Genomic DNA, 26649 nt, shown 5'->3' on the forward strand with positions numbered 1-26649 from the left:
GCCCCTTTCCGGGGTGCGACGCGATTTCCTTGCGCCCCCCCATGACTCTTGTTGCCATGCGGCAAGAACATCGGTAACTTTCCGTTAGTGGATGTATGGAGGGTGCTATGAAATTCATGGTGACTACGCTTGCCGCGCTCGGCCTGATGGCCGGCCCGGCGCTTGCCGAGCAGATCGAAACCCCGAAGATCGCGGAGCAGCAGACCGCTTCCGTGTCTCAGGACGAGGCGCTCGCCGCGGTTCCCGTGCTCGGGATCCCCGCCGGCCTGCTCGCCATCGGTGGTGTGGTCGTGGTCGGCGGCGCCGTCGCGATCGCCGCCTCGAACTCCTCGAGCGGCACCAACTGATCGAACGCGGCCCTCGCGGCCGCGATCAGCCGAAGCTGTCGGGGGACACTCCGGCTATGATAACGGAAAACGGCGGCGCCTCGTGCGTCGCCGTTTTTCTTTGCGCGAAGCGACCCAGCCCGGCGCGCGCGGCGGGGCGGGTCGAATCCCGGATCTTTCGAAGGGGGCGTCCGGTCAGGGCGCGAAGGGCGTCAGCACCTTGAGATCGACCGAGCCGCGCTCCGGCGAGACATATTGCCGGGACTTCCACACGAAGCCCGTCTCCTCGTCGACCCAGTAGCGGTTGATCATCTTCCGGTAGGGGCTGGCGCAAAGCTCCTCGACATGAACCAGGTCGTAGGTCAGCTCGTAGATCTCCACCGGCTCCGTGCCGATCCAGCGCAGCGCGCATTCGAAGGTCCGGGTGAACAGCCCGCCCAGCGCGTCGTGATAGCGGTAGATGCGGGTGACCCGCGCGGGCCAGTCGCGCAGCGGGCGCCGGGTGACCAGCGGGTCGGCCTCGCGGTCCGACTTGTAGCCGGCCAGGTCCACGCCCAGCCCATGCGTCGCCGCCAGCGCCATGCCGTCGAAGGTCAGGCTCTGCCGGGTCGGGGTCATGTAGGTCACCCGCGGCCCGTTGATGGCCAGCGCCACGAAGAAGGCGTCGGGGGACTCGTCGATCGAGCCGGTGACCAGCGCGGCGTTGATCGCGTTGATCTGCGCCCGCGTCAGGGTCGGGGGCGGCGCCTCGTCGTCGCTGCCGAACAGGCCCGAGGTCTGGTCGGCGATGACGTCGCCGACGCTCGCCAGCACCGCCGCGCCCGAGTCGCCGCCCGATGACCCGGTGCCGCCGCTGCACCCCGCCAGAACAGCCAGCCCCACGCCGGCCAGCGCCGCGCGGATGATGCGGGAAGGCCCGCCCGCCCGCGCGAGGCGCGCCATCGGAGCGGTCGCCGCCAGCACGGTCAGCGGGGGGACATGCGTCGCCGGAACGGTCATCGCCAGAAGTTCCCCCAGCCGTTCTTCAGGTCGGTGCGGTCGGCCTCGCGCACGATGGGGTAGAGCCGGTTGAAGATCTCCAGCCGTGCGCCGCCGTCCCGGGTCAGCGGGCGGATGGTGATCGGCACCCGCTCCCGCGTCTCGAAGGGCAGGCCCCAGCGCAGGGGGATGGTCAGGAACAGGCCCTTGTCGAAGCTGCCCTCGCCGTATTCGTCGAAGGGCACGTCGGTCAGCGTGAAGAAGCCGCCGATCTCCCAGCCATTGGAGAAGCGGCGCGACATGGTGAAGGTGGCGCCGTAATCGCCCGCCAGATAGCGGCCGGCATCCACCTGGACCTCCATGTCGTTCCAGCCGGTGTCCCAGTAGAACGAGCCGTGGCCGGTGATCACGTCGTAATCCCGGAACCCCGCCAGCATGTCGTAGTCGCGCTGGCGCGCGTAGTTGAGCTCCGCGCCCAGGCCCCAGTCGCGGTCCACCGACTTCCACAGCACCTCGGCCGATACGCCGCCGAACATCCGCTCCAGCATGCCGGCGGAGACCCGGCCGTAGATTTCGGGCGCGACCTTGAACAGATAGTCCGCGGTCAGCCGCTCCACCCCCGGATCGCCTTCCTGGAGGTAGAAGCGATAATCCGACCGCACATGCGGCAACGTGGAGTCCGAGGGCCGGTCGATGTCGTCGAAGCCCCCGGCCAGCGACTTGATCACGGTGCCGGAGACCGAGGCGCCGCGCGCCAGTTCCAGCCGGCCGCCGACGCGCAGGCTCGGGTCGGCCCGCAGCGGCGCGTCGGGGTCGAAAAGGCTGATCGGCAGGGCCGGGGTCAGGAACCAGGAATAGCGCGGATAGCCCTCGAACTCCGGCAGCGGGGCGCCGGGGCGGGGGGGCGTATCGACGATCTCGGCGCCGAGCCAGCTGTCGCGCTCCTCGTCCGCGGTCTCGGCCACCGCCTCCAGGCGGGCGCGGCGCAGGATCACGGTGACGACGGGCAGGGCCTGCTCGACCAGCGTCACCTCCAGATCCTCGACCGAGGGCGGCAGGGCGTTGGCCAGCGTCACCGCCGCCCGGCCGATGGCCTTGGGGGGCGAGTTGTAGGTGGGGTTGGCGATCTCCAGCCGCACGCGCTGCGGCTCCAGCGAGAAGGACACCATGTCCAGCCCGTCGGCGCGCAGGGCGGCGGAGACCTTCTCCCGCGCCGCGTCGTGCTGGGCCTGATCGGCGAACCAGCTGGTGTCGTAGCCGCCGCGGCGCAGGCGTTTGGTCTCGACATAGCGCTGGCCGGCCGGGCGCAGCACCACCGAGCAGATCGGCGCGCCGGCGGCGTCGCGGAAGGTCACGCCGTCCACCACGCCCAGCTGCGCGTCGATGTCGAGCGCCGCGTCCTCCGGGCAGGTCCCGTCGAGCGACGCGCCGGCGGGCACGTCGGCGATCGCCCAGCGCGCGCCGTCGGTGGCGGATTCCAGCTCCAGCGCATCCAGCGACAGGTCCGAGCCGGGCGCGGGCGCCGGGCCGATCCGCTCCACCACCGGGCCGAGGCCGGGGGGCGGCCCCTGCTCCACCGGCGGGCGCGGCCGCAGCGGCATCGGGCCGGCCCCGAGATCCTGCGGCGCGATATCCTCCATGGGATTGAGCGAGATCGTCGCCCGCACGCCGAACGTGCTGCCGTACATGGCGTAGGCGCCGAGCGAGATCAGATCGGTGGCCTGCCAGTCGACGCCGAAATTGAACGGGATGGTCTGCTCGAAATCGCCGGACCCCGCGTCGATGGAATAGTCGAAGGGCGAATACTCGGCCTTGACCGACACGCCCTCGACGAAGCTGGGGCGCCATTCCACGCCGCCGAACACGCCCATGTCCGGGCCGCGGAAGAACTGGCCGAAGCGCACCGTGCCGGTCCGCAGCCCGACGGTGTCGCGGTCCTCGAACCCGTCGGAGATGTAGGTGAACGGGTTGCGCAGGTTGCCGGTGCCCGCCAGCCGGCCCCAGCCGAAGCCGCCGGTCAGCGTGACCTCGGGATGGACCTGCTTGGAGGCGACCACGTATTCGCCCGAATAGATGCCGGTGCCGAGGAAATCCTGAAGCCCGACGGCGATGGCCGGGAAGTTCCGCGTCTCGTCCGAGATCAGGATCTTGATGTCGAAGGAGCGGTCGAACAGGTCCAGGTCGGGCGAGAAGAACTGATCCAGCACCGAGTAGCGGAACGCCGCCTCCACCCGCGGCAACACCTGAAAGCTCAGCGTGTTGCGCAGGAAGCCGCCGAAATAGCCGGCGGAGAAGCTGAGCTGCGCGTCCGGCTGCACCCGCGCCGAGGGGGTGTCGATCAGGCCGGTCATGCCGAACAGGTTGTGGGTCTCGCGCCGCGGCGGCGGAGGCTCCTGCGCGGCGGCGGGGGAGATGAGGAACGGTCCCGCCGCAGGAACGGCGACGATCGCGCAGGCCGAGGCCAGCGCGGCGCGGATCACCCGTCTGCGGCCCGCCGGGCTCGCCCCTACCCTCATTCGCTCATGGCCTTTTGTTCAGGCTTGTCCAAGGTTTCCATGATCTTCTTGGCATGAGAGCCCGGTCCTGTCGACGCCGCCGGCCGGACTGCGGCCACATGGACCGGTGGCCTGTCGCACGGGCAACACAGCGCCGCAGGCCGTCGCCGCGGGCTCAGCGCCCGATATTCAGCGCGCGGGAGATCAGCGCCCGCAGGCCGTCGCGGATGCGTCCGCGGCGTGTGCGGGCGAAGGCGCGTTCCCCGTCCAGCCAGTCCAGCACCCGCTCCGGCGGCGCCGGCAGGCGGGTGCGCGGGTCCACGTAGCGGGGATAGAGGATCAGGGCGGCGGCGGTCAGCTCATCGAGGCTCAGCCGCCGGGCGCGGTGGAAGGCGCCGCCGCTCGCCGCCTCGGTCAGGCCCCAGCCGTGGTAGAAGGGGCGGCCGTGGCAGGCGACCGCCTTGCCCCGCAGCAGCGCCTCGAACCCCATCAGCGAGGTCATCGTCTCCACCCCGTCGGCCCAGTCGAGACAGGCCTCCGCCGAGGCGTCCTCGGCCACCGCGTCGGCGCAGTCGGCCAGCACCGACAGCGGGACCGCGCCGGCGCGCAGTCCGGTCAGCACGTCGGGATGCGGCTTGTAGAGGATGAAGGCGTCGGGGTGGCGCGCGCGGGCCGCGCGCAGCAGGTCGGCGTTCAGCGACACTTCCGGGGAGCCGAAGCGCAGGGAGGCGTCGCCCTCCACCTGGCCGGGCACCAGCAGCTTGAAACGCTCCGGCCCGACTTCGGGCGGGCGGGCGCCGCGATGCAGGTTGTATTTGGTGATGCGCAGGGCGATCAGCCGGGCGCGCAGGTCGCGGGCGCGGGCCAGAAGGGGCGGGTCGAACTCGGCCGCCGCCGTCAGCCGCTCGAAATCCGTGGGGCGGGTGGCGTCGAAATAAAGCGCCTCGCGGTCGATCGCCAGCGAGGCCGGGGGCGCGTGGCGCAGCCCCAGCCCGACGGAGCGCACGAAGCCGTCCTCCATATGCACCAGCTCGCAGGCGGCGCCGATGGCGGCGCGGGCGGGCTCCTGCACGCCCCAGACCGCGACGCGCCCGCCTTCGGCCAGCGCCAGCGTCATGGCGGCGTCGACCCGGGCGCGATGCAGCGCCGGCCCGGCCGGCCCGGCGAGGAACGGGGCGACGTTGCGCCGTTTCCAGCCCGACAGGCCGGCGGTGACCGCGCGGCGGTCGTTCTCCTGCGCGGCGCGGCGCAGGAAGGCCATGGCGTCGAGCCCCTCCTCCGCCGAAATCGCGACGCCGCGCCAGGGATCGACGAAGCGCAGGCGCCGGGCCCAGGGGAAGGGGTCCACCGGCGCGCCCCCGGCGTCCAGCCCGCGCAGCCCCATCAGCGCCGCGCGCCAGGGCAGGGGGCCGGCATTTGCGACCACCAGCTCCAGCGCCGCGGGATCGACCAGGGGAATGCGCGGGACGGTCATCAGCCCGCGGGCGCGCGCCGCGGTCCAGCCGGGAGAGCCCGTTTCCGCCAGCGCCAGCAGCGCCTCGCGCGGGGGGGCTTCGCTCGGGGCGGCCTCAAGGGGAGGCGCGCCGTCGGAGGGCGCGGAGGTTCCGGCTTCGGCTTCGATTTCCAGGCGGTCGAGCAGCCTTTCGGCGTCCTTCAGCCCGCGGCCGCGCAGATCCGCGATCGCGCGCGGCCGCGGCGCGCCGGCGGCGACGGCGGTCCACCAGGTGCCGTCGCGGCGCAGCCGGTCGACCATGGCGGCGAGGGCCGCGTCATCGCAGGGCGCCTGCCCGCCCCAGCCCACTGCCACGGGGGTTTGTCCGGGCAGGGCCGGGGGCAGCAGCCAGGGCAGGCACAGACCCGCTTCCGGCGCCCGGTCCCAGTGCACGGGACGCGGGCGCGCGCCGATGGGGCCCTTCAGGGCCCGCAACACGCGCCGCAGCCCGCGCCGGTCCGCATCTTTCGGGATCATCGCCCTCTCGCCCCTCCGCGGTCGTGCGCCGGGATCGTCGCCGCCCCGGCTTCACGCGCTCGCCCGCCCGGGCCGTCCCGCCCGGCGCGGCGCGTCAGACCGCCGTGCCGAAGGGCAGGCGGCGGCCGCGCACCGTCTCCAGCGCCTCGGCCACGATCTCCACCGCCCGGTCGATATGGGCGTCCTCGTGCTCCGAGGTCAGGAAAAAGCGCAGCCGCGCCTGCTTCTCCGGCACCGCGGGGAAGGTGATCGGCAGCGCGTTCAGCCCGGCCTTGTAGCAATAATCCGACAGCATCGCGGCCCGCGCGCTGTCGCCCACGATCACCGGCAGGATCGCCGAGCCGCGGGCCTCGCCCACGTCCAGCCCCGCCGCCTGCGCCTTTTCCAGCAGCCTTTTGCCGTTCTCCTGCAGGCGGGTCACCCGCCAGGGCTCGGCCTCCAGCACCTCCAGCGCGGCGAGCGAGCCCGCCGCCAGCGGCGCCGCCATGCCGACCGAGAACACGAAGCCCGCGGCGTTGGCCTTCAGCAGCTCGATCAGCGCGGCCGACCCGCAGATATAGCCGCCGCAGCCCGAGAAGGTCTTGGACAGCGTGCCCATCCAGATCTCGACCGAAGCCGGGTCGACGCCCTGCGCCTCCCAGATCCCGCGCCCGGTTTCGCCCAGCACGCCGACGGAATGCGCCTCGTCGACCATCAGCCAGGCGTCGTGGCGGGCCTTGATCTCCACCAGCCGGGGCAGGTCCGGCCAGTCGCCGTCCATGGAATAGAGCCCTTCCGCCACGATCAGCGCGCGCTCGTAGCGGCCCCGGTTGCGGTCGAGGAAGTCCTCCACCCAGTCGAAATCATTGTGCGGGAACGTCACCCGCGCCGCGCCCGACAGGCGCGCGCCCTCGACGATCGAATTGTGGATGTAGCTGTCGGTCAGCACCACGTCCTTGGGCCCCAGCAGCGTGCCGATCACCGCCATGTTGGTGGCGTGGCCCGAAACCAGGGTGACGCAATCCTCGGTCTGGTAGAACCGCGCCAGCCCGGCCTCCAGCCGCCCGTGCAGGTCGCGTTCGCCCGCCACCACGCGGGAGGCGGAGACCGAGATCCCGTATTTGTCGATGGCGTCCTTGGCGGCCTGCCGGACCTGCGGGTGCCCGTTCAGCCCGAGATAGTTGTAGGAGCTGAAATTCAGCAGCTCCCGCCCCTCGATCATGCAGGTCGGCCCGGCATAGCCGGACTGTTCGCGGAAATAGGGGACCTCGATCTCCAGCATCTCGGCGGCCGAGTGCTGCAGGCGGATCTGCTTGTGACCCGGAAGCTGGGAGAAATCGAAGGCCCGGGGCGCGGGGCGCGGGGTCGTGCTGCGCGTGGCCGGACGCTCCGCCTGGGTGCGGCGGGAGCGCTTCTCGCGCAGCTCCTCCAGCAGGGCCGAGCGCTTGGCGGCGCCGAAGCGCCCTTCGCCAGTATTGCCGGGCATGGTCCCGACTCTCCTTCTTGCAAGCGCGCGCGGCGGCCCCCGGGGCGGGGGCCGCCGTATCGGCGCGTCAGGCGCGCAGGATCAGCGCGCGGCGTCCTCGGTCTTCTCGGCCCGGCGGCGGATCTCGGAGAGCATCTCGGCATCCGCGCCCTCGGCGATGCCGCCCTGCACATGGCGCGCGATCAGCGTGTCCACCGCCGCGTCGCCGGTCAGGCTGGCGTCCTCGACGGGCTCGTCCTCAAGCCCGATGCGCTTGTACACCCGCGCGGCGATGTCGAGCAACGTCGCCCCGCCGGCCAGGCTCATCAGCGGGATATCGACGCCCAGCTTCTCCTCCGCCGCCATGCGCAGGTCCACGGCCATGAGGCTGTCGAAGCCCATTTCGGTCAGCGGCTGCATCGGGTCGATCTCCTCGGCCGGCAGGCGGAGGATGCGGCAGGTCTCCTGCGCCAGCAGCCCGGCGATCTTCTTCAGCGCCTCGGGCTCCGACAGGCCGGAGACCAGGGCCGCGAGGTCCATCGCGCCCTCTCCGCCGATCTCGGAGTCGGGCATGGACAGCCGGTCGAACAGCGGCGTGCGGGTCACCGCCAGCTCCCGCGCCGCCGAGCTCCAGTCGATCTGGGCGTAGGACAGCGCCGAAGCGTCGGCCGGGTCCGCGGCGGCGAGCGCCAGGCCCAGGCCCCGGAACGCCTCCCGCGCCGTGATCGCGGAGGCGCCGAGCCGCGTGGCCAGCAGCGCCTCGGTATCCGCGTCGCGGGTCAGGTAGCCGGCGTCCGAGATCGCGCCCCATGCCACCGCCAGCCCCGGCAGCCCGGCGCGGCGGCGTTCGGCGGCCATCGCCTCCAGCACGCAGTTGGCGGCGACATAGGACGACTGGCCCGGATTGCCGACCAGCGTCGTGGCCGAGGAGAACATCACGAAGACGTCCAGCTTCAGCCCGCGGGTCAGCTTGTCCAGCACCGCGGCGCCGGCCACCTTGGGCCGCAGCACGGTGCGGATGCGGTCGGCGTCCAGGTTGGCGAACAGCGCGTCGTCCAGCGTCATCGCCGTGTGCAGCACCGAGCGCAGGCGGGCGGGCCCGGCCTCGATCTCGTCGATCAGGGCGCGCATGGCGGGTTCGTCGGCGGCGTCGCAGGCGCGGGTCTGCACCTTGGCGCCCATCGCCTCCATCCGTCGGATCGCGGCGCGCGCGGGCTCCGTCACCCGGCCGGAGCGGGAGGTGAGCCAGACATGCCGGGCCCCCTGCTCCACCATCCAGGCCGCGGTTTCCGCCCCGAAGCCGCCGAGCCCGCCGACCACGAGGCAGGCGCCCTTGGGGTCGATGCGGGGGGCGCGGGTCTCGGCCGGGGCCACGGCGGGCGGGGCCTTGACCAGGATCTTGCCCACATGCCCGGACTTCTGCATCAGCCGGAAGGCGTCCACCACCTCGGCCGCGTCGAAGACGATATGCGGCAGCGGGATGAAGTCGCCCGACGCGAAACCGTCGCCCATCGCCTCGAACACCTTGGCGGCGAGGTCGGGGCGGTAGACCAGAAGCTGGTCCGCATCCACGCCGAAATAGGTCAGGTTGCGCCGGAACGGGCGCAGGCCGATCTGGGAGTTGGCGTAATAGTCGCGCTTGCCCAGCTCGATGAAGCGGCCGAAGGGCTTGAGGCATTCGATGGACAGTTCCATCGCCTCGCCGAACAGCGAGTTCAGCACCACGTCCACCCCGGCCCCGCCGGTGATCTCGCGCACCTGATCGGCGAAATCCAGCGAGCGGCTGTCGAACACATGCGCCGCGCCGAGCTGCGCCAGCAGTTCCCGCTTGGCCGGAGAGCCGGCGGTGGCGATGACCGTCGCGCCGCGGGCGGCGGCGATCTGAAGGGCGGCGAGGCCGACCCCGCCGGCGCCGCCATGGATCAGCACGGTTTCGCCGGGCGCCAGCGCCGCCAGTTCCACCAGGCCGTACCAGGCGGTCAGGAAGGTGGTGGGGATGGTCGCGGCCGCGGTCAGGTCCACGCCCTCGGGCAGCGGCGCCACGGCGCCCTCGGCCACCAGCACATGGGTGGCGAAGCAGGCGGGGGCGAAGGCGATGACCTTGTCGCCCTTGCGGAAGCGCGTGCAGCCCTTGCCCGTGCGCGTCACCACGCCCGAGCATTCCATGCCCAGCGTCGGGCCCGCGAAACCGTCCTCCAGCGCCTCTTCGGGCAGCAGGCCCTGGGCCCACATGATGTCGCGGAAGTTCAGGCCGGTGGCCACGACCTCGATCTCGATCTGGTCGGGCGCGGGCTCGCCGCGGGGCTCGACCTGCCATTCCAGGCTGTCGATCATGCCCTGCTGACCCAGCGCCAGCCGGCGGGCGGCGGGGCCCTTCAGGCGGGCGGCGCGGGCGCGGTCCTCGAGATCGTCCACCCGCTCGGCCCGCACCCCGGCGCGGCCGGCGAGGTCATGCACCGTCTCCCGGTCCGGGGCGGGGGCGATCAGCTCGGCCGCGATGCGCTCGGCCAGCGCGGCGTCGGGAATGTCGAGCCCGAAATCGGCCAGGCGCAGGTCGATGTCGGGGAACTCGTTGCCCAGCACGCGGGCGAGCCCCCAGGCCGCGGCCTCGGCCGGGACCAGCGGGCGCAGCGGCCCGGCGGCGACGGCGCCGCGGGCGATCAGCCACAGCCGGGTCAGCGCCTCGGGCCGGGCGAGCGCGCCGCGGGCCGAGAGCAGGCGGCGATGGGCGGCGTCGAGCGCCGCGCCCTCCCCGCCGAAGCCGGTCAGCAGCACCGCCTCCAGATCCTCGAGCCCGTCCAGCGTGGCGGCGAGGTCGGCTTCGGCGACGGCCAGCGCCTGACGGCCGGCGGTCTCGGCGATGGCGGCGATATCGGCGGCGAGCGTCGCCTCGGCCGGGCCATGGACCAGCAGCAGGGTCGGGGCGTCGGTCACGGCATCCGCCGCGCTGATCGAGGGGGCCACCCCGGAGACGGAGGCGCCGCCGCCGGCGGGCGCGGCGGCCAGCAGCAGGGCGGCCGGGGCCTCGGGATCGGCCAGCGGCAGGGCCTGCGCACCGGCGTAGCCGGCGGCCGTCAGCGCCTCGGCCCATTCGGCGGCGTAGCGCAGGCGGCCCACGGGCAGGGCCGGGTCCACGGTCTCGGCCCACCAATGGGCGTCGCCGCCCTCGGTCAGGTCGGCGGGCAGGCTCGGGGCTTCTTCCGCCGCCGCGATCCCGGCGCCCGGCGCAAGGCGCTGGCGCAGATCGGAAAGCTGCGTGGCGGACATCCGGTGCAGGGCGTCGCCGGCCAGAACCAGGTCGAAGCGCGCGTCTTCCGGGATCTCGTCCAGCGCGGCATGGGCCACGCCGTTGCGCTCCGGATCGCCGACTTCGAGCGAGCGCGCGTGACGCGGATCGGGGTCGGAGACGGTGACGCCCGAGACCTCGGGGGCCTTCGCCGCCCGGTCGATCAGGGCGGAGGGCGCGGCGCCCAGGATCAGCACCTCCAGCCGCGCGTCGCGGCGCGCGCGCCCCAGCGCGGCGTCCAGCACGCCCGACAGCGCCGCCCAGCGCCCCTCCCCCGCCGGCCCGGAGGCGGCGAGGCGCAGTTGCGCGGCGGTCATCGGGCCTTCGGCGGTTTCGCCGGGGCCCTGCTCCAGCAGCTGGGGCAGGGCGCTGGGCAGCGCCATCAGGCGCGAGATCTCGACGATGCGGCGCGGGGCCTCGGCGAACAGCGCCTCGACCAGCGCCGACAGCGGCGGGTAGGGCGGTTCGGGGTCGAGCAGGGCCTTGCCGTCCTCGGCCCGGCCCACGGCCTCGTCCTCCTCCAGCGCCATCAGCATCCGCTCGAACAGAGGGCGGGCGGAGGGGGCGAGCCGGCCCTCGGCGATCAGCGCCTCGGCGTCCAGCACCTGGCTTTCGGTGGCCAGCCCGGCCAGCGCGTCGCGGGCGATGCGGCGCGCGGTGGTGTCGATCAGCAGCGCCCCGGCCGAAAGCTCGGGCGCCTCCGCGGCGGTCAGCGCGGCGGCGAGCTCGGGCAGGCGGGCGCCCCATTCGCCACGGCTTCCCGAAGCGGGCGTCAGGCGCACCAGCGCGTTGCGATAGGTCAGCTCCGACGGCCGGCGAGCGCGGGAGATCCGCACCGCCTTGAACCGCACGCCGGTCAGCGCGGCCACGGTCCCGCCGGTCGCGTCGACCAGCGTAAAGGACGCCTCGATGGAGCGTTCGGAGGCCCGCGTGACCTCCACCCAGGCGCCGGCCGGGGCCGCGCCGGGCGCGTGCAGGATCAGGGAGCCGATGCGCACCGGCAGGAACGACCGCGAGCCGTCCTGCTCCCGCTCCGCGATCAGGCCGAACAGTCCGTGGAAGGCGGCGTCGAGCAGCGCCGGGTGCAGCGCGTGGCGGTCGGGCGAGATCCGGTCGAGACCCGGATCGAGGGTCACGAAAGCGGTCTGCTCATCCACCATGCGCACGTTCAGGGCGCGGCGGAAGGCGGGGCCGTAGGCCAGCCCGAAGCGGGCGGTCAGGTCGTAAAGGGCCTCCGCGCCGAGGCTCCGGGTCGGATCGGGCGCCGGCGGCGTGCGCGGCGCCGGCGTCGGAACGGCGGGGCGGCGCAGGCGGCCGCGGGCGTGCAGGCCGAATTCCTCGCCGGCCAGGCGCCGACGGCTGTCGATGTCCACCACCCTCCGGTCGCCCTGGATGCGGATGCGCAGCTCGTATCCCGCGCCGTCCTCCATCGCCAGCGGACGCAGAATGTCGAGATCGGCGAGCTCCACCGGCCCGTCGCCCATATCCTCCAGCCCCGCGGCCAGCGCCGCGTCGGCATAGGCGGCGGCGGGAAGGATGATGGCGTCCTCGACCTTGTGATCGACGGTCCAGTCCGGCGTCAGCCCGTCGACCAGCGCCCGCCAGTCCCGCGCCCCTTCGCGCATCCGCGCGCCCAGCAGCGGATTGCGGCCGGCGGTGTCGAACAGGCTCAGCGCCTCGTCCGAGCGCGGGGCGATATAGTTCTGGTTGCGCCAGGGATAGAGCGGCAGGTCCACCTCGGCCCGCGCGTCGCGGCCGAAGAAGCGGTTCTCCACCAGGGGCGCGCCCTCGGCGGCGGCCTGGGCCACCACGCGGCGCAGATCGACGTCCTGGTCCTTCTCCTCCAGCGCGCCCATCACCGCGGCCGGGCGGGACCGGTCGGCGGCGGTGTCGCGCACATAGGAGATCAGCACCGGGCGCGGCCCGATCTCCACGAAGCTCGCGCAGCCCAGTTCCAGCAGCGCCTCGATGCCCGGACGGAACTTCACCGGCTGGCGGATGTTGGTCCACCAGTAATGAGGGCCGAGCGCCTCGCCGTCCGCGGCCTCGCCGAAGGTGGCGGACACGAAGGCGCAGCGGGCCTCCTGCGGGCGCAGCCAGTCGAGATCGGCCAGCAGGTCGTCCTTCAGCGCATCCGCGGCCGGGGCGTGGAACGGGTAGTCCAGGTCCAGCGCCTTCACCGCGATCTTGCGCTTGCGCGCCGCCTTGGCGAAGGCCGCGAGCTGCTCCTTGTCCCCCGACAGCGTGACCGAGCGGGGCGAATTCTCCGCCGCCACCACGACCCCGTCGAATCCGCCTTCGCGCAGCGCCTGCTCCGCGGCCTCGGCCCCGGTCAGGGCGGCGGACATGGAGCCGCGGCCCTTGATCTTCTCCTGATTGCGCGACCGCACGTAGATCAGGCGCACCGCGTCGGGCAGGTCGAAGGCGCCGGCCGCCCAGGCCGCCGCCACTTCGCCCACCGAATGGCCGAGCACGGCGTCGGGCTTCAGCCCCTTCACCGACAAGCTTTCCACCGTCGCCACCTGCACCGCGAAGATCAGCGGCTGGGCGAGGCTGGTATAGGGCAGGCGGGCGTCGAGATCCTCGGCCTGCATCGCCTCCACCAGCGACACGTCCGAGAGCTTCTCGAAGATGGTCGACACGGCGTCGAAGGTGGCGCGGAAGATCGGGTCGGCGGCATAGGCGGCGCGGCCCATGCCCACATATTGCGAGCCGTTGCCCGAGAACACGAAGGCCACGCCGCCCTGGCGCGCCTGGGCGCGGCCGGAGGCCAGCAGCGGGTGCTTCGTCCCCGCCAGATGCGCGTCCAGCGCGGCGATCTGGGCGGCGGGCGTGTCGCCGAAGGCGATCAGGCGGTGGGGCAGACGCTCCCGCTGATAGGCGGCGGCGTTGGCGATCCGCGCGGCCTCCGCCGCCGGCGCGCCGGCCAGCCGGGCGCGGTAGGCGCCGGCCAGCGAGGACAGGCTCTCCTCCGAGCGGGCGGAGATGATCAGCGGTCCGGGCTCCACCGTCTCGGGCTCGGCCCGACGCTCCTCGGCGCGCGGCTGGCGCAGCACGGCATGGGCGTTGGCCCCGCCGAAGCCGAAGGAGTTCACGCCGGCGTAATGCGGGGCGTCCTGGCGGGGCAGCGGGGTCGGCTCGGCGGCGACCGAGAGGTTCCACTCGTCGAACTTGATGTCCGGGTTGGGGTCGGTGAAGTGCAGCGAGGCCGGCAGCAGGTTGTTCTCAAGCGCAAGCTGCGCCTTGAGCAGCCCGACCAGGCCCGACCCGGCCTCCAGGTGCCCGACATTGGTCTTGGCCGAGCCGATGGGCAGCGGGGTCTCGCGCCGCTGACCCAGCGCCTGACCCAGCGCCCAGGTCTCGATCGGGTCGCCGGCGCGGGTGCCGGTGCCATGCGCCTCGATGAAGGCGAGCTTGGCGGGGTTGATCGCGAAGCGCTGGTAAACATCGTCCAGCAGCGCCCGCTGCTGGTCGCCCGAGGGCAGGGAGACGCCGGTGGTGCGGCCGTCGGAGTTGATCCCCGCGCCCGAAATCACGCCCAGCACCCGGTCGTTGTTGGCGATCGCCGTTTCCAGCGAGCGCAGCACGAAGACCACCGCGCCTTCGGAGCGCACATAGCCGTCGCCCTTGGAATCGAACGCCTGGCACAGCCCGACCTTCGACAGCATCGTCGCCGCCGAGAAGCCCACGAACGGATAGGGCGACAGCAGCATGTTGACCGCGCCGACGATGGCGGTGTCCACAAGCCCCGCCTGCATGGCCATGAAGGCCTCGTGCAGCGCGTAGAGGCCCGACGAACAGGCCGTGTCCACCGTGTAGCTCGGCCCGTTGATGTCGAGCATGTAGCTGATGCGGTTGGAGATCAGCGACAGCGTGTTGCCGGTCATGAACTGGCTGTCGATGGCCGCCGGGTCCGCGTAGAAGCGGTTGGAATAGTCGTTGGAGGACGCGCCGACGAAGACGCCGGTGGTGGCCTTGGGCAGGTCCGAGGGGCGCAGCCCGGATTTCTCCAGCGCCTCCCAGGTCACCTGCAGCAGCACCCGCTGCTGGGGGTCGAGCTGCTCGGCCTCGCGCGGGGAGATCCCGAAAAATCCGGCGTCGAAGGCGAAGGGCGCGTCGAGCTGGCCGGCGGCGAAGGTGTAGCTGCGGCCGGCGGCGCCGTCGGCATGGCTGTGGCGATCGCGGGACCAGCGGTCATCCTGGATCCGGGTGACCGAGCACCGCCCGTCGCGCAGCAGGTCCCAGAACGCCTCCGCGTCCGGGGCGCCGGGGAGCCGGCAGCCGTAGCCCACGATGGCGATTTCGCCCGGTTTGGTGGATTTAAGCACCGCCTGCCCCTTGCCCTTGAACGTTCCCACCGGCGTTGCCGGCGGGCGTCTTGTTCTGCGGTCCCGTACAGGTCGTCCGCGTCGTTGCGCGGCTCCGGGACCCTGATTGACTGCCCTCGCCTAGCCGAAACGCATCTCGGCGGCAACTTGGGCGCGTTCATGCGCCATGTCCCTGTCGCCCGCGCGGCGCCTGCGACACGCCGGAGAGTTTCGAACATTTACTGCACGATAGCGTCGAAAATGCAGCGCTCCAATGGAATTCTGGACCGTTAATGCTGCATTGCATCATTCGGGTGGCGCGAGTTGCCGCAGCACCCATCCGGCAAGGTAGAGCGATCCGCAGATCAGCACCCGGGGCGACGCCGCCGTCCCGGCGGTTTGCGCGGCGACGTCGACCCGCCGGCCGGTGGCGGCGAGGGCCGCGTGAAAATCCGCCGCGGGCTCCGCCGCGATGCCGGAGGCGGCCGCGGCCCTGGCCACCGCTTCCGCCGGCAGGCTGGCGGCCGCTTCGGGAATCGCCACGGCGGTGACGTGATCGGCGAGCCCCTTGAAATGCCGCAGGAAAGTCGAGGGGTCCTTGGTCTCCAGCATCCCGCAGATCAGGTGCAATGGGGCGGGGCGGCGGCCCCATAGCGCGTTCATGTGGACCGACAGCGCCTCGCCCGCGGCCTCATTGTGGCCGCCGTCCAGCCAGACTTCGGCATCCGCCGGCAGGCCGGGCAGGCGCGCGGGGTCGAGCCGCTGCAACCGCGCCGGCCACTGCACGCGGGCCAGTCCGCCGGCGCAGGCGGCGTCGTCCGCGCCCAGCGTTCGCAGCGCAGCAATCGCGGCCCCGGCGTTCTGGACCTGATGGGCCCCGGCCAGCGCGGGAAGGGCCAGGTCCAGCAGTCCGGCCTCGTCCTGGAAGATCAGGCGCCCGCCCTCGGACCAGGCCTGCCAGTCGCGCCCCGAGACGATCAGCGGCGCGCCGATGGCTTCGGCCCGGGCCTCGATCACCGCCAGCGCCTCGTCGGTCTGCGGGCCGACCACGCAGGGCGTGCCGGGCTTGAGAATGCCGGCCTTCTCGGCCGCGATCAGCTCCACCGTCTCGCCCAGGTACTGCTGGTGATCCAGCGAGATCGGCGTGATCACCGTCAGTGCGGGCCGCGCCACCACGTTGGTCGCGTCCAGCCGCCCGCCCAGCCCGGTCTCCAGCAGCGTGTGGTCCGCGGGGCGGCGCGCGAAGGCCAGCAGGGCGGCGCAGGTGGTGATTTCGAAGAAGGTGATGTTGCGGCCGCCGTTCAGCCGCTCGCAATCGTCGAGCAGGGCGGCGAAGTCAGGCTCCGGGATCAGGGCGCCATGCAGGCGGATGCGCTCATGGAACCGGGCGAGATGGGGCGAGGTGTAGACGTTGGTCGTGCGCCCCGCCGCCTCCAGCCCGGCCCGGATCATGGCCAGCGTCGAGCCCTTGCCGTTGGTCCCCGCGATATGCACCACGCCGGGCAGCGACCGCTCGGGATTGCCGAGCGCGTCGAGCAGCGTCCACATCCGGTCCAGCGTCAGGTCGATGATCTTGGGGTGCAGCCCCATCAGCCGGTCGAGGATGACGTCGGAGCCGGCGCTCGCGGTTCCCGGCTTCGGCGCGCCCAGAACGCTGGCCCGGTAGACGGCGTCGGCCGCCGCGGTTTCGGGGCGCGGCGCTTCGGCGGCGGGGCCGCGACCGGTTTCGAGGGGACGCGGGGCGGTCAAGATCCGCGCGGCTCCCTTCCGGACCCGGCGGCGCCTGCGGCGCCGGGGGCCGGCTCGGCCGGTTTCGCGGCGTCCGCCGGGGCGGGCACGGTGGCCGGGGCGGGGATCGGGGCCGAGGCGCCCGTGGCCGGGGCCTCCGCCGGCGCGGGGGCCGGGGCGGGCAGGTCGCCATGCACCCGCGGCTCGGCCTGCATCAGCAGGCGCAGGATCTGGGCCAGCTCCTCGCGCATGTCCTTGCGGTGCACCACCCGGTCCAGCATGCCGTGCTCCAGCAGGTATTCGGCGCGCTGGAAGCCCTCGGGCAGGGTCTCGCGGATGGTCTGCTCGATCACCCGCGGGCCGGCGAAGCAGATCAGGGCCTCCGGCTCGGCGATCTGGATGTCGCCCAGCATGGCGTAGGAGGCGGTGACGCCGCCCGTCGTGGGGTTGGTCAGCACCACCACATAGGGCAGCCCGGCCTCCTTCACCATCTGGGTGGCGACGGTGGTGCGGGGCATCTGCATCAGGGACAGGATCCCCTCCTGCATCCGCGCGCCGCCGGCCGCGGCGAAGACCACCAGCGGGGCCTTGCGCTTCACCGCGCGCTCGGCCGCCGCGATCATGGCGTTGCCGACCGCCATGCCCATCGACCCGCCCATGAAGGAGAAGTCCTGGCCCAGCGCGACCACCGGCAGCTTGAAGATCTCGCCGTCGGCGATCAGCGTCGCCTCATGCTCTCCGGTCTTGCGGCGGGCGTCGCGCAGGCGGTCGGGATAACGCTTCTCGTCGCGGAACTGCAGCGGATCGGCCAGCGCGTCGGGGGCGGAGACCTCCTTGAAGCGGCCGCCGTCGAACAGCGCCTCGAACCGGTCGCGCGGCGTGATGTGCATGTGATGCTGGCAGTTGGGGCAGACGTTCAGCGCATCGCGCAGTTCCCGGTGGAACAGCATCGATCCGCAGGAGTCGCATTTGCGCCAGAGGTTCTCCGGCATCTCGCGGCGCGAGAACAGCGAGTTGATCCGCGGGCGGACGTAATCGTTGATCCAGTTCATGCGCAGTCCCTGTCCGTTCGGCCCCGTCGCGCGGCCCGCACCCGCAAGACGGGCGCCCGCAAGGGGCTTGCCGCGGGGAAGTAGCGGCGCGCGGCGCGGATTGCAATGCGGGCGCGACAGGTGCGGCGGGCGCGGGGGCGAGGCAGGGGTGGGGCCGGGGCGGGGCGGGGGCGGGCGACTCCCCCTTGCCCAGGAGTCGGTTCCGGAGCGGAAGCGCAGCCCGACGCCCCTGCGCAGGTTGCGCTGCAAAACCGGAGGCCCGGAAAACGGGCGAAGAAGGCGCGCGCGCCGCGCCGCATCGTTTCGCGTATGCTGCGCCGCGGCGCAAATTCGGCCTCATTGTGCTGAGAACGATTGTCGAATGTCGATTTCGCGAAGGATCATGTCGGATTTCGACGTCAGCCAGATTGAATGCTGCGCCGCAGCGCCTCATGCTGGACCCGACCGAAATGACGAGGAGGGGGACCCCATGGCGATGGGCGCAGGCGAGATCTGGACCTGGAGCGAGGGCTCGTGGCACCAGGGCGACGTGCGCGTGGCCGGCGCGGCGGACCACGGGCTCTGGCAGGGGACCGGGGTCTTCGACGGCGGCCGCGGCTTCGAGGGGGTCGCTCCGGACATGGATCTCCACTGCGCGCGGGTGAACGAATCGGCGCGCGCCATGGGGCTCGATCCCATGCATTCCGATGGCGAGCTGACCGAGCTGGCGCTGGAAGGGCTGGGCAAGTTCCCCGCGGGGGCCGAGGTCTATGTCCGCCCGATGTACTGGTCGCGCAGCTCCGACAGCTCGTTGATCTGCGCCGATCCGGACACCACGGCCTTCGCGCTGTGCCTGGAGGCCCTGCCGCTGGCCGACCCCTCGGCGATGCCCGAGGGCGGGATGCGCATCACCACCACGCAATTCCGCCGGCCGCTGTCGTCGATGGCGACCACCGACGCCAAATCCGCGTCGCTCTATCCCAACAACGCCCGCATGGTGCGCGAGGCGAAGTCGAAGGGCTTCGACAACGCGCTGGTGCAGGACGGGCTGGGCAATGTGGCGGAGCTGGCGACCTCCAACGTGTTCATGGTCAAGGACGGGGTGGTGGCGACGCCGGCCCCCAACGGCACGTTTCTCAACGGCATCACCCGGCAGCGGGTGATCTCGCTGCTGCGCGAGGCCGGGCGCGAGGTGGTGGAGACGGTGCTGACGCTGGAGGATTTCCGCGAGGCGGATGAGGTTTTCTCCACCGGCAACGTCAACAAGGTGGTGCCGGTGGCCCGGCTGGACGACCGCAGCTACGGCCCCGGCCCGGTGACCGCCGAGGCGCGGGCGCTCTACTGGGACTTCGCGCACGCCTGATCCCCCCACCCCTGATCCCCCGGCCCCTGATCCTCCGGCGCGCCGGCGCCGCGTCGAGGGTGCGCCGGTGGGGCCGGGGCGCCCGCGGCGCGCGGACAGGACGGCGCGGGCGGCGACGGCGCGGAGGCCCGACGGCCGCGCTTCCTCCCGAGTCCGGCCCTTCCCCCCGGGCGAACCCGTTCGCGGGAGGGTCAGTCCGCCGCGCCGGTGGTGAGGCGGCGGATCATGGCGCCGATCCGCGGCACCGTGGTGTCGCGATGCGGCGGCACCAGCAGGCGCGAGGCGTATTCGTTCAGCATCCCCGGCCGCGTCGCCAGCTCCCACGCCGCGCGGCGGAAATCGGGGCGGCGCCAATGCTCGGCCCGGGTCGGGTCGACCAGCGCGCGCAGCGTCTCCTCGGGCCAGTCGCCGGCGCCTTCGGTGAGGCGGGCGGGGAGGTCCTCGTCCCAGATCCGGGCCATCAGGGCGGCGAAGCTGCGGAAGGCCGGCGCATCGCCCAGCTTCTCGAACCGCGCCGCCACCGCGTCCAGGTCCGGGTCCTCGCGGTCGCGCAGCACCCGCCAGTCGCAGGCGTCGCGCAGCTCGAAGCTGCGCCGGCGCCAGCCGCGGCCCATGATCTGGCTGTGATGGACCATGTGGGCCATCCGGTCCTCGGGCGAGGGGATGCGGATGCCGGGGATGGCCGACGGGATGGCGCGCTCGGCCATCCCCTCCAGCGCGCCATGGGCTTCGTAGGAGCAGCGGACATGGACTTCCAGCCCGCTCGCCGCGCCCTCGCGGCCGAGGGTGGGGTGCGCGTAGCAGCCGAAGACATTGGTGCGCACCCGGCCGTCGGGGCCGGTCCAGCCGTCGTCGCGCAGCACGGCGAGCGCCTCGGCGAAGCGGTCGGCGGGGATCAGGATGTCGACGTCGACCATCCGCCGCCAGGGCTGGGGGGCGCCCTCCCGCGCCGCGAAAGCCACGCCCTTGAGCGCCACCGGCTCGATCCCCGCGGCGTTGAGCGGCCGGGCGGCGAGGCGCAGGTCCGCGAGACGGGCCTCCGCGAACAGCGCGGCGTTCCCGAGCGCGGTGTCGGTCAGCAGGCGGGCGGCGGGGCCGGGCAGCGCCTCGGCCAGCATGGCGCAGATCGGCGGCGCGACCTTCTGGGCGTCGGCGAAGGCGATCAGCGGCAGGATCGGCGCGGCGGGAGGCGCGGAGGGCGGCGCCCCGGCGCCCCAGGCGCGCAGCAGCGACAGGGCGGCGTCGAGCAGTTCGGGCGAGGCGGGCGGGGCGGACGCCGTCGAGGGCGCGGCGGGCGAGGGCGGGGCGGGCGCGCGGCTCCGCTCGCCCGAGGCGCCGGCAGCGCCCGGGGTCGCGGTCCTGTCTTCGCCGGGTCCCTCGCTTACGCCAGAAGTCACGCCCGCGCCGCCTCCGTTCTCATTCCCGTTTCCGACCCCGTCGGGCCCGTCCCTGGCCCCATCTTCGGCCCCGTCCCGTCTCCGTCCCCGGCCGCGCCGTGGCCGGGATCACGCGGCGCCCGGCCAGACCGGCTTGCGCCGGGCGAAGAAGGCGTCGATGCCCTCGGCCCCGTCCGGGGTCTCCCACGCGTCGGCCAGAGCCTCCGCGGTCATCCGCGTCACCGTCTCGTCGATCGGGCTCCCCAACCGGCGCAGCAGCGCCTTGGAGGCCGCGACCGCCTGCGGCGAGGCCGTCAGGTAGGGCGCGAGCTCGAATTCCATCGCGTCGTCCAGCGCGTCCGCCGGCACAGCGCGCGACAGCAGACCCAGCCGCACCGCCTCCGCCCCGTCGAACAGGCGGGCGGAGAAGAACACTTCCCGCGCCTTCGCCTCGCCCATCTTGGCGTGGACGAAAGGCGAGATCGTGGCGGGGATCAGCCCCAGCCGCACCTCGGTGAAGCCGAACAGCGCGCCTTCCGCCCCCACCGCCACATCGCAGACCGACATCATGCCCATGCCGCCGCCGAAGGCCTGCCCGTTGACCTTGCCGATCAGGGGTTTCGGAAGCGTGTTCAACGCGTCCAGCATCCGCGCGAGGCCCATCGCCTCGGCGATCCGGGTCTCCCGGTCCGCTTCGATCTGCGCCTGCATCCAACCGAGATCGCCGCCGGCGCAGAAGCTCTTGCCCTCGCCGGTCATCACCACCGCGCGCACCGAGGCGTCGGCGCCCAGCGTCGCCGCGGCCTCGGTCAGCTCCGAGATCATCAGCGCGTTCAGGGCGTTGTGTTTCTCGGGCCGGGCGAGCGTCAGGGTGGCGACGCCGCGGTCGTCGGTTTCGATCCGGATGGTCTCAGGCATTCTCGTTCTCCCTCAGGGTCCGGGCGTATCCGGCGGCATGGGCCAGCGCCGCGCGGTCGATCCCGGTTTCCAGTCCGCGGGCGGCGAGGAAATCCGCCACCGCCAGCGTGTCCACATTGCCCTTCGCGCCCGGCGCGTAGGGGCAGCCGCCCAGCCCTCCGACCGAGGCGTCGTAGGTCCGCACCCCCGCCTCCAGCCCGACGGCGATGTTGTCCAGCGCCCGTCCGCGGGTGTCGTGGAAATGCAGGGCGACCTTCTCCACCGGCAGCACGTCCAGCACGGCGGCGAGCAGGGCCGCGGTGGACTCCGGCGTCGCGGCGCCGATGGTGTCGCCGAGCGAGACCTCGTAGCAGCCCATTTCGTCCAGCGCCCTGGCCACCGCGGCGGCCGCGCCCGGGTCCACCCGCCCGTCATAGGGGCAGTCGGTGACGCAGGAGACATAGCCCCGCACCGGAATGCCGTCGGCTTTCGCGGCGGCGAGCACCGGGGCGAAGCGCTCCAGGCTTTCCGCGACCGAGCAGTTGATGTTGGCCTTCGAAAACCCCTCGGAGGCGGAGGCGAAGACCGCGGCTTCGTCCACCCTGGCGGCGCGGGCGGCCTCGTAGCCTTTCAGGTTCGGGGTCAGGCCGGTGTAGACGACGCCGGGGCGCCGCGCGATGCCGGCCATGACCTCGGCCGAGCCCGCCATCTGCGGCACCCATTTCGGGCTGACGAAGCTGGCGCATTCGATCTTGGGCAGGCCGGCCGCGCTGAGCAGGTCCACCAGCCGGATCTTGTCGCCGGCGGCGATCGGACGCGGCTCGTTCTGCAGGCCGTCTCGCGGGCCCATCTCGAACAGCGTCACGTCGCGGGAAATCTGGTCGGTCATGCGCGTCTCCCCTTCCACCGCATCCTTGGGACATGGCGCATTCGGTGCGGTTAGTCCACCGGAACGGGCGCCGCCGGGGCAAGGGTGGCGCGGGAGAGCGCCGGGGGGGATGCGCCGGGGGGTTGCGACAGGGGACGGGCAGGGCGGGCTTGGCGCCGCCGCCCGCTCGGTTATGCTGCCGGCCCGAGCTTCGCCGCGGCCCCTGCGCCCGGTCGGAGCGAGACCGACCGGCCAGCAGGAGCCTCCATGACCCTGGCGCTGATCTCCCACGCCTCCAGCCTCGACCACGTCACCCCCCCGGGGCATCCGGAGCGGGCGGACCGCATCCGCGCCGTCCAGGCCGCGCTGGAGGACGAGCGTTTCGCCCTGCTCGACCGGCGCGAGGCGGTCGCGGCCGACGACGCGCTTCTGCGCCTCGCGCATCCGCAGGCGCATATCGACCGGCTGCGCGCCGCGACCCCGGCCGAGGGCTGGGCCGAGCTGGACGGCGACACGGTGCTGTCGCCCGGATCGGTCGACGCGGCGCTCCATGCCGCGGGGGGCTGCGCGCAGGCCGTGGACCTGGTGCTGTCGGGGGAGCGGAAGGCCGCCTTCGTCGCCTGCCGCCCGCCCGGCCACCATGCCGAACCCTCGACCCCGATGGGCTTCTGCCTGTTCTCCAACGCCGCCATCGCCGCCCTGCACGCGCTGGAGCGCCACGGGCTGTCCCGCGTGGCGGTGCTGGATTTCGACGTGCATCACGGCAACGGCACCCAGGCCGTGCTGTGGAACGAGCCCCGCGCCGCCTTCGCGTCCTCCCACCAGATGCCGCTTTATCCCGGCACGGGCGCGGCGTCGGAGACCGGGGCCGGCAACATCTTCAACGCCCCCCTCCCCCCCGGCGCCGGCGGCGAGGATTTCCGCGCGGCCTGGGAGGACACGCTCCTGCCCGCCATCGCCGCGCATGGGCCGGAGCTGATCGTCATCTCCGCCGGTTTCGACGCCCATCGCCGCGACCCGCTGGCGGAGATGGAGCTGACCGAGGCCGATTTCGCCTGGATCACCCACCGCATCTGCGATCTGGCCGACACCGCCTGCGGGGGACGGGTCGTCTCGACGCTCGAAGGCGGGTATGACCTCGTCGGCCTGGCGGCCTCGACCGCGGCCCATGTGCAGGTTCTGATGGAGCGCAGCCTATGACCGACGCCAAATCCGCCCCGAAACCGGTCGAGACCCTGAGCTTCGAGGAAGCCATGCGCGAACTGGAGGCGGTGGTCGACCAGCTGGAGCGCGGCGAGGCGGCGCTGGAGGCCTCGATCACGCTCTATGAACGCGGCGCGAAGCTGAAGGCCCATTGCGAGGCGCGGCTCTCCGAGGCCCAGCTAAAGGTCGACCAGATCGCCGGCGCCGGCCCCGACGGCCCCACCGCGAAGCCGATGGATCTGGGATGAGCCTGGCCCTCGGCGAGGCGGAGGCCGACGCCGCCGAGTTCTCCGAGCGCCTGTCCACCGCCGCCGCCCTGACCGAGTCGGCGCTGGAGGAGCTGCTGCCCCCCGCCAACCTGCTGGGCCCGCGGGCGCCGGTGGCGGCGGCGATGCGCCATGCCTCGCTGAACGGGGGCAAGCGGCTGCGGGCCTGCCTGGCGGTGGAATCGGCGGCGCTTTTCGGCGCCGATCCCGCGCAGGCGGAGCGGGTGGCGGCGGCCATCGAATGCCTGCACGCCTATTCGCTGGTCCATGACGACCTGCCCTGCATGGATGACGACGCCATGCGCCGGGGCCAGCCCACGGTGCATGTGAAATGGGACGAGGCGACCGCCGTGCTCGCCGGCGACGCGCTTCAGACCCTGGCCTTCGAGATCCTCGCCCATCCCGACACCCACCCCGACGGCGACGTGCGCGCCGCGCTGTGCCTCGGGCTGGCGCGGGCCTCGGGCGCGGCGGGGATGGTCGGGGGGCAGGCGCTCGACATCGCCGCCGAGACCGCCCCCGCCCCCCTGACCCTGCCGGAGATCGAGCGGCTCCAGACCCTCAAGACCGGCGCGCTGATCGTCTTCGCGGCCGAATCGGGGGCGATCGTCGGGCGGGCCGACCCGTCGGCCCGCGCGGCCCTGCGCGCCTATGCCGAGGCGATGGGCCTCGCCTTCCAGATCCAGGACGATGTGCTGGACGTGGAAGGGGATGCGGCGGCGCTGGGCAAGGCGGCGGGCAAGGACGAGGCCGCGGGCAAGGCGACTTTCGTGTCCCTGCTGGGGCTCGACGGCGCCCGCGCCCGCGCCGCCCGGCTCGCCGACGAGGCCGAGGCGAAGCTCGCCCCCTTCGGCGCGCGCGGCCGTCCGCTGGCGCTCGCCGCCCGGTTCGCGGTGTCGCGCCGGACCTGAGCCCGCGGGCCGATGGCGGACCCCGACGCGCGCCGTCTGCCCCGGGGCGGATTGTGCGCAGACGCTCGATCCAATAAACGTCGCGCCCACGCCCGTCCCGCGAACCGAGCCCGCCGCAAGGGGAGACGCCTTGACCGATCAGCCGCAGGACCGCCCGCGCACGCCGCTTCTCGACCGGGTGTCGAGCCCGGAAGACCTCAAGCGGTTCTCCGACGCGGATCTGACCCGCCTGGCGGGCGAGTTGCGCTCGGAGACCATCTCCGCGGTGTCGGAGACCGGCGGCCATCTGGGCGCCGGGCTCGGCGTGGTCGAGCTGACCGTGGGCATTCACGCCGTGTTCGACACGCCGCGCGACACGCTGGTCTGGGATGTCGGCCATCAGGCCTATCCCCACAAGATCCTCACCGGCCGGCGCGACCGCATCCGCACCCTGCGCCAGGGCGGGGGGCTGTCGGGCTTCACCAAGCGGTCGGAAAGCGCCTACGACCCGTTCGGCGCCGCGCATTCGTCGACCTCGATCTCCTCGGCGCTGGGCTTCGCCGCGGCGCGGGATCTCGGCTATGGCGAGGGCCGGCACTCCATCGCCGTGATCGGCGACGGGGCGCTGTCGGCGGGCATGGCCTATGAGGCGATGAACAACGCCGGCCATCTCGGCCTGCCGCTGATCGTGATCCTCAACGACAACGAGATGTCGATCGCGCCGCCCGTGGGGGCGATGTCGCGTTACCTGACCTCGCTGTGGATGGGCGCGCCCTTCCAGGATTTCGCCGCCGCCGCCAAGGGCGCCGCCAACCTGCTGCCCGGTCCGTTCCGGGAGGGGGCGAAGCGGGCGAAGGAGATGCTCAAGGGGCTCGCGGTCGGGGGCACGCTGTTCGAGGCGCTGGGCTTCTCCTATGTCGGGCCGATCGACGGGCATGACCTGGACCAGATCCTGCCGGTGCTGCGCACGGTGAAGGCGCGGGCGCACGGGCCGGTGCTGATCCACGCGATCACGAAGAAGGGCAAGGGCTACGCCCCGGCCGAGCGGGCGGCGGACAAGTATCACGGCGTGTCGAAATTCGACGTCGCCACCGGCGCCCAGAAGAAGGCGCCGAGCAACGCGCCGAGCTACACCGCCGTCTTCGCCGAGGCGCTGATCGCGGCGGGGGAGCGGGACGACCGGGTGGTGGGCATCACCGCCGCGATGCCGGACGGAACCGGGCTCGACAAGTTCGGCAAGCGGTTCCCGAAGCGGATGTATGACGTGGGCATCGCCGAGCAGCATGCGGTGACCTTCGCCGCGGGGATGGCGGCGTCGGGCATGAAGCCGTTCTGCGCGATCTACTCGACCTTCCTGCAGCGCGCCTATGACCAGGTGGTGCATGACGTGGCCCTGCAGGGGCTGCCGGTGCGCTTCGCCATCGACCGGGCCGGGCTGGTCGGGGCCGACGGCGCCACCCATGCCGGGTCCTTCGACGTGGGCTTTCTCGCCAACCTGCCGGGCATGGTGGTGATGGCCGCGGCGGACGAGGCGGATCTCGCGCGGATGGTGGCGACCTCGGTGGCCCATGACGACGGCCCCTCCGCCTTCCGCTATCCCCGCGGCGAGGGCGTGGGGGTCGAGCTCCCCCCCTTCGACGAGGTGCTGGAGATCGGCCGCGGCCGGGTGATGCGCGAGGGCGGCGCGGTGGCGATTCTCAGCTTCGGGGGGCGGCTGGCCGAGTGCATGGCCGCGGCCGAGGAACTGGACGCCCGCGGCGTCTCCGCCACGGTGGCGGACGCGCGGTTCGCCAAGCCGCTGGACCGGGACCTGATCCTGCGCCTGGCGCGGGAGCATCGGGCCCTGCTGACGGTGGAGGAGGGCGCGACCGGCGGGTTCGGGTCGCAGGTGCTGCACCTGCTGGCGACCGAGGGCGCGCTGGATCGCGGCCTGGCGGTGCGGCCGATGGTGCTGCCGGACCTGTTCCTCGACCATGACGCGCCGGCGAAGATGTATGCGCAGGCGGGGCTGGATGCGGGGGCCATCGCCTCGACCGCGCTGTCGGCGCTGGGCGTCGCCGCCATCGACCGCGCCGGGCTCGCCTGACGCCCGGCGGGGCCGGAGTTCGGGCCTCGCGTCCCGCCTTGCGGCGGGCCCGCATCGTCCCGCCCGCCGTCCCCGGCTGGGGCGTCGGCGCCTGGCGCGTCGCCTCTTGCCGGGGACGTCGCGCCCCGCATGCGCC

Annotated in this window: 16 protein-coding genes; 6 read left to right on the forward strand and 10 right to left on the reverse strand. The window is 73.0% G+C overall.

What is annotated here, in order from left to right:
* Window positions 1–107: 107 nt before the first annotated feature.
* Complete coding sequence (locus BLV24_RS11835) at window positions 108–347, forward strand: hypothetical protein (RefSeq protein WP_092681909.1); 240 nt, start codon at window positions 108–110, stop codon at window positions 345–347.
* Window positions 348–521: 174 nt separating this feature from the next.
* Here BLV24_RS11835 and BLV24_RS11840 read toward each other — a convergent pair whose 3' ends face one another.
* The 7 genes from BLV24_RS11840 to accD form a co-directional block, all read right to left on the reverse strand.
* A complete protein-coding gene (locus tag BLV24_RS11840) occupies window positions 522–1325 on the reverse strand; it encodes a YjbF family lipoprotein (RefSeq protein WP_092681911.1) in 804 nt (267 codons plus the stop codon).
* Window positions 1322–3784, reverse strand: coding sequence for a YjbH domain-containing protein (locus BLV24_RS11845; RefSeq protein ID WP_176954718.1), 2463 nt, complete (start codon window positions 3782–3784; stop codon window positions 1322–1324). The genes BLV24_RS11840 and BLV24_RS11845 overlap by 4 nt, the downstream gene beginning before the upstream one ends.
* Window positions 3785–3974: 190 nt before the next feature.
* Window positions 3975–5768 carry a capsular polysaccharide export protein, LipB/KpsS family gene (locus BLV24_RS11850; RefSeq protein WP_092681915.1) on the reverse strand — a complete coding sequence of 598 codons (1794 nt, stop codon included), beginning with the start codon at window positions 5766–5768 and terminating at the stop codon, window positions 3975–3977.
* A 94-nt stretch (window positions 5769–5862) separates the two neighbouring features.
* Complete coding sequence (locus BLV24_RS11855; protein ID WP_092681917.1) at window positions 5863–7233, reverse strand: aminotransferase class I/II-fold pyridoxal phosphate-dependent enzyme; 1371 nt, start codon at window positions 7231–7233, stop codon at window positions 5863–5865.
* 81 nt (window positions 7234–7314) lie between these two features.
* Complete coding sequence (locus tag BLV24_RS11860) at window positions 7315–14826, reverse strand: type I polyketide synthase (protein ID WP_176954719.1); 7512 nt, start codon at window positions 14824–14826, stop codon at window positions 7315–7317.
* Window positions 14827–15111: 285 nt separating this feature from the next.
* Window positions 15112–16395, reverse strand: a complete 1284-nt coding sequence (locus BLV24_RS11865; RefSeq protein ID WP_092682101.1) for a bifunctional folylpolyglutamate synthase/dihydrofolate synthase — start codon at window positions 16393–16395, stop codon at window positions 15112–15114.
* Between the two features lie 155 nt (window positions 16396–16550).
* Window positions 16551–17585, reverse strand: a complete 1035-nt coding sequence (accD, locus tag BLV24_RS11870; protein WP_092681921.1) for an acetyl-CoA carboxylase, carboxyltransferase subunit beta — start codon at window positions 17583–17585, stop codon at window positions 16551–16553.
* Between the two features lie 469 nt (window positions 17586–18054).
* On the opposite strand from accD, the gene BLV24_RS11875 reads away from it, so the two are divergent.
* Window positions 18055–18927 (forward strand): branched-chain amino acid aminotransferase, encoded by an 873-nt coding sequence (locus BLV24_RS11875; RefSeq protein WP_218133395.1) that lies wholly within the window; start codon window positions 18055–18057, stop codon window positions 18925–18927.
* Between the two features lie 191 nt (window positions 18928–19118).
* On the opposite strand, the gene BLV24_RS11880 is transcribed toward BLV24_RS11875, so the two are convergent.
* The 3 genes from BLV24_RS11880 to BLV24_RS11890 form a co-directional block, all read right to left on the reverse strand.
* Window positions 19119–20324 carry a nucleotidyltransferase family protein gene (locus BLV24_RS11880; RefSeq protein WP_092681923.1) on the reverse strand — a complete coding sequence of 402 codons (1206 nt, stop codon included), beginning with the start codon at window positions 20322–20324 and terminating at the stop codon, window positions 19119–19121.
* Between the two features lie 108 nt (window positions 20325–20432).
* Window positions 20433–21221 carry a crotonase/enoyl-CoA hydratase family protein gene (locus BLV24_RS11885; RefSeq protein WP_092681925.1) on the reverse strand — a complete coding sequence of 263 codons (789 nt, stop codon included), beginning with the start codon at window positions 21219–21221 and terminating at the stop codon, window positions 20433–20435.
* A complete protein-coding gene (locus BLV24_RS11890) occupies window positions 21214–22089 on the reverse strand; it encodes a hydroxymethylglutaryl-CoA lyase (RefSeq protein WP_218133396.1) in 876 nt (291 codons plus the stop codon). The genes BLV24_RS11885 and BLV24_RS11890 overlap by 8 nt, the downstream gene beginning before the upstream one ends.
* 246 nt (window positions 22090–22335) lie before the next feature.
* Here BLV24_RS11890 and BLV24_RS11895 point away from each other — a divergent pair, with 246 nt between their 5' ends.
* The 4 genes from BLV24_RS11895 to dxs all read left to right on the forward strand — a co-directional run bounded on the left by BLV24_RS11895 (window position 22336) and on the right by dxs (window position 26513).
* Window positions 22336–23268: a histone deacetylase family protein gene (locus BLV24_RS11895; RefSeq protein ID WP_092681927.1), complete on the forward strand. Its 933-nt coding sequence runs from the start codon at window positions 22336–22338 to the stop codon at window positions 23266–23268.
* Window positions 23265–23519, forward strand: coding sequence for an exodeoxyribonuclease VII small subunit (locus BLV24_RS11900; protein WP_092681929.1), 255 nt, complete (start codon window positions 23265–23267; stop codon window positions 23517–23519). Before BLV24_RS11895 ends, BLV24_RS11900 begins: the two co-directional genes overlap by 4 nt.
* On the forward strand, window positions 23516–24448 hold the full coding sequence (locus BLV24_RS11905) for a polyprenyl synthetase family protein (RefSeq protein WP_092681931.1): 933 nt from the start codon (window positions 23516–23518) through the stop codon (window positions 24446–24448). Before BLV24_RS11900 ends, BLV24_RS11905 begins: the two co-directional genes overlap by 4 nt.
* Window positions 24449–24578: 130 nt before the next feature.
* Entirely contained in the window at window positions 24579–26513 is a 1935-nt protein-coding gene (gene dxs, locus BLV24_RS11910) for a 1-deoxy-D-xylulose-5-phosphate synthase (protein ID WP_092681933.1), read from the forward strand.
* Window positions 26514–26649 lie beyond the last annotated feature (136 nt).

The organism is Albimonas donghaensis (assembly GCF_900106695.1).
In the GTDB taxonomy this organism is placed as follows: Bacteria; Pseudomonadota; Alphaproteobacteria; order Rhodobacterales; family Rhodobacteraceae; genus Albimonas; species Albimonas donghaensis.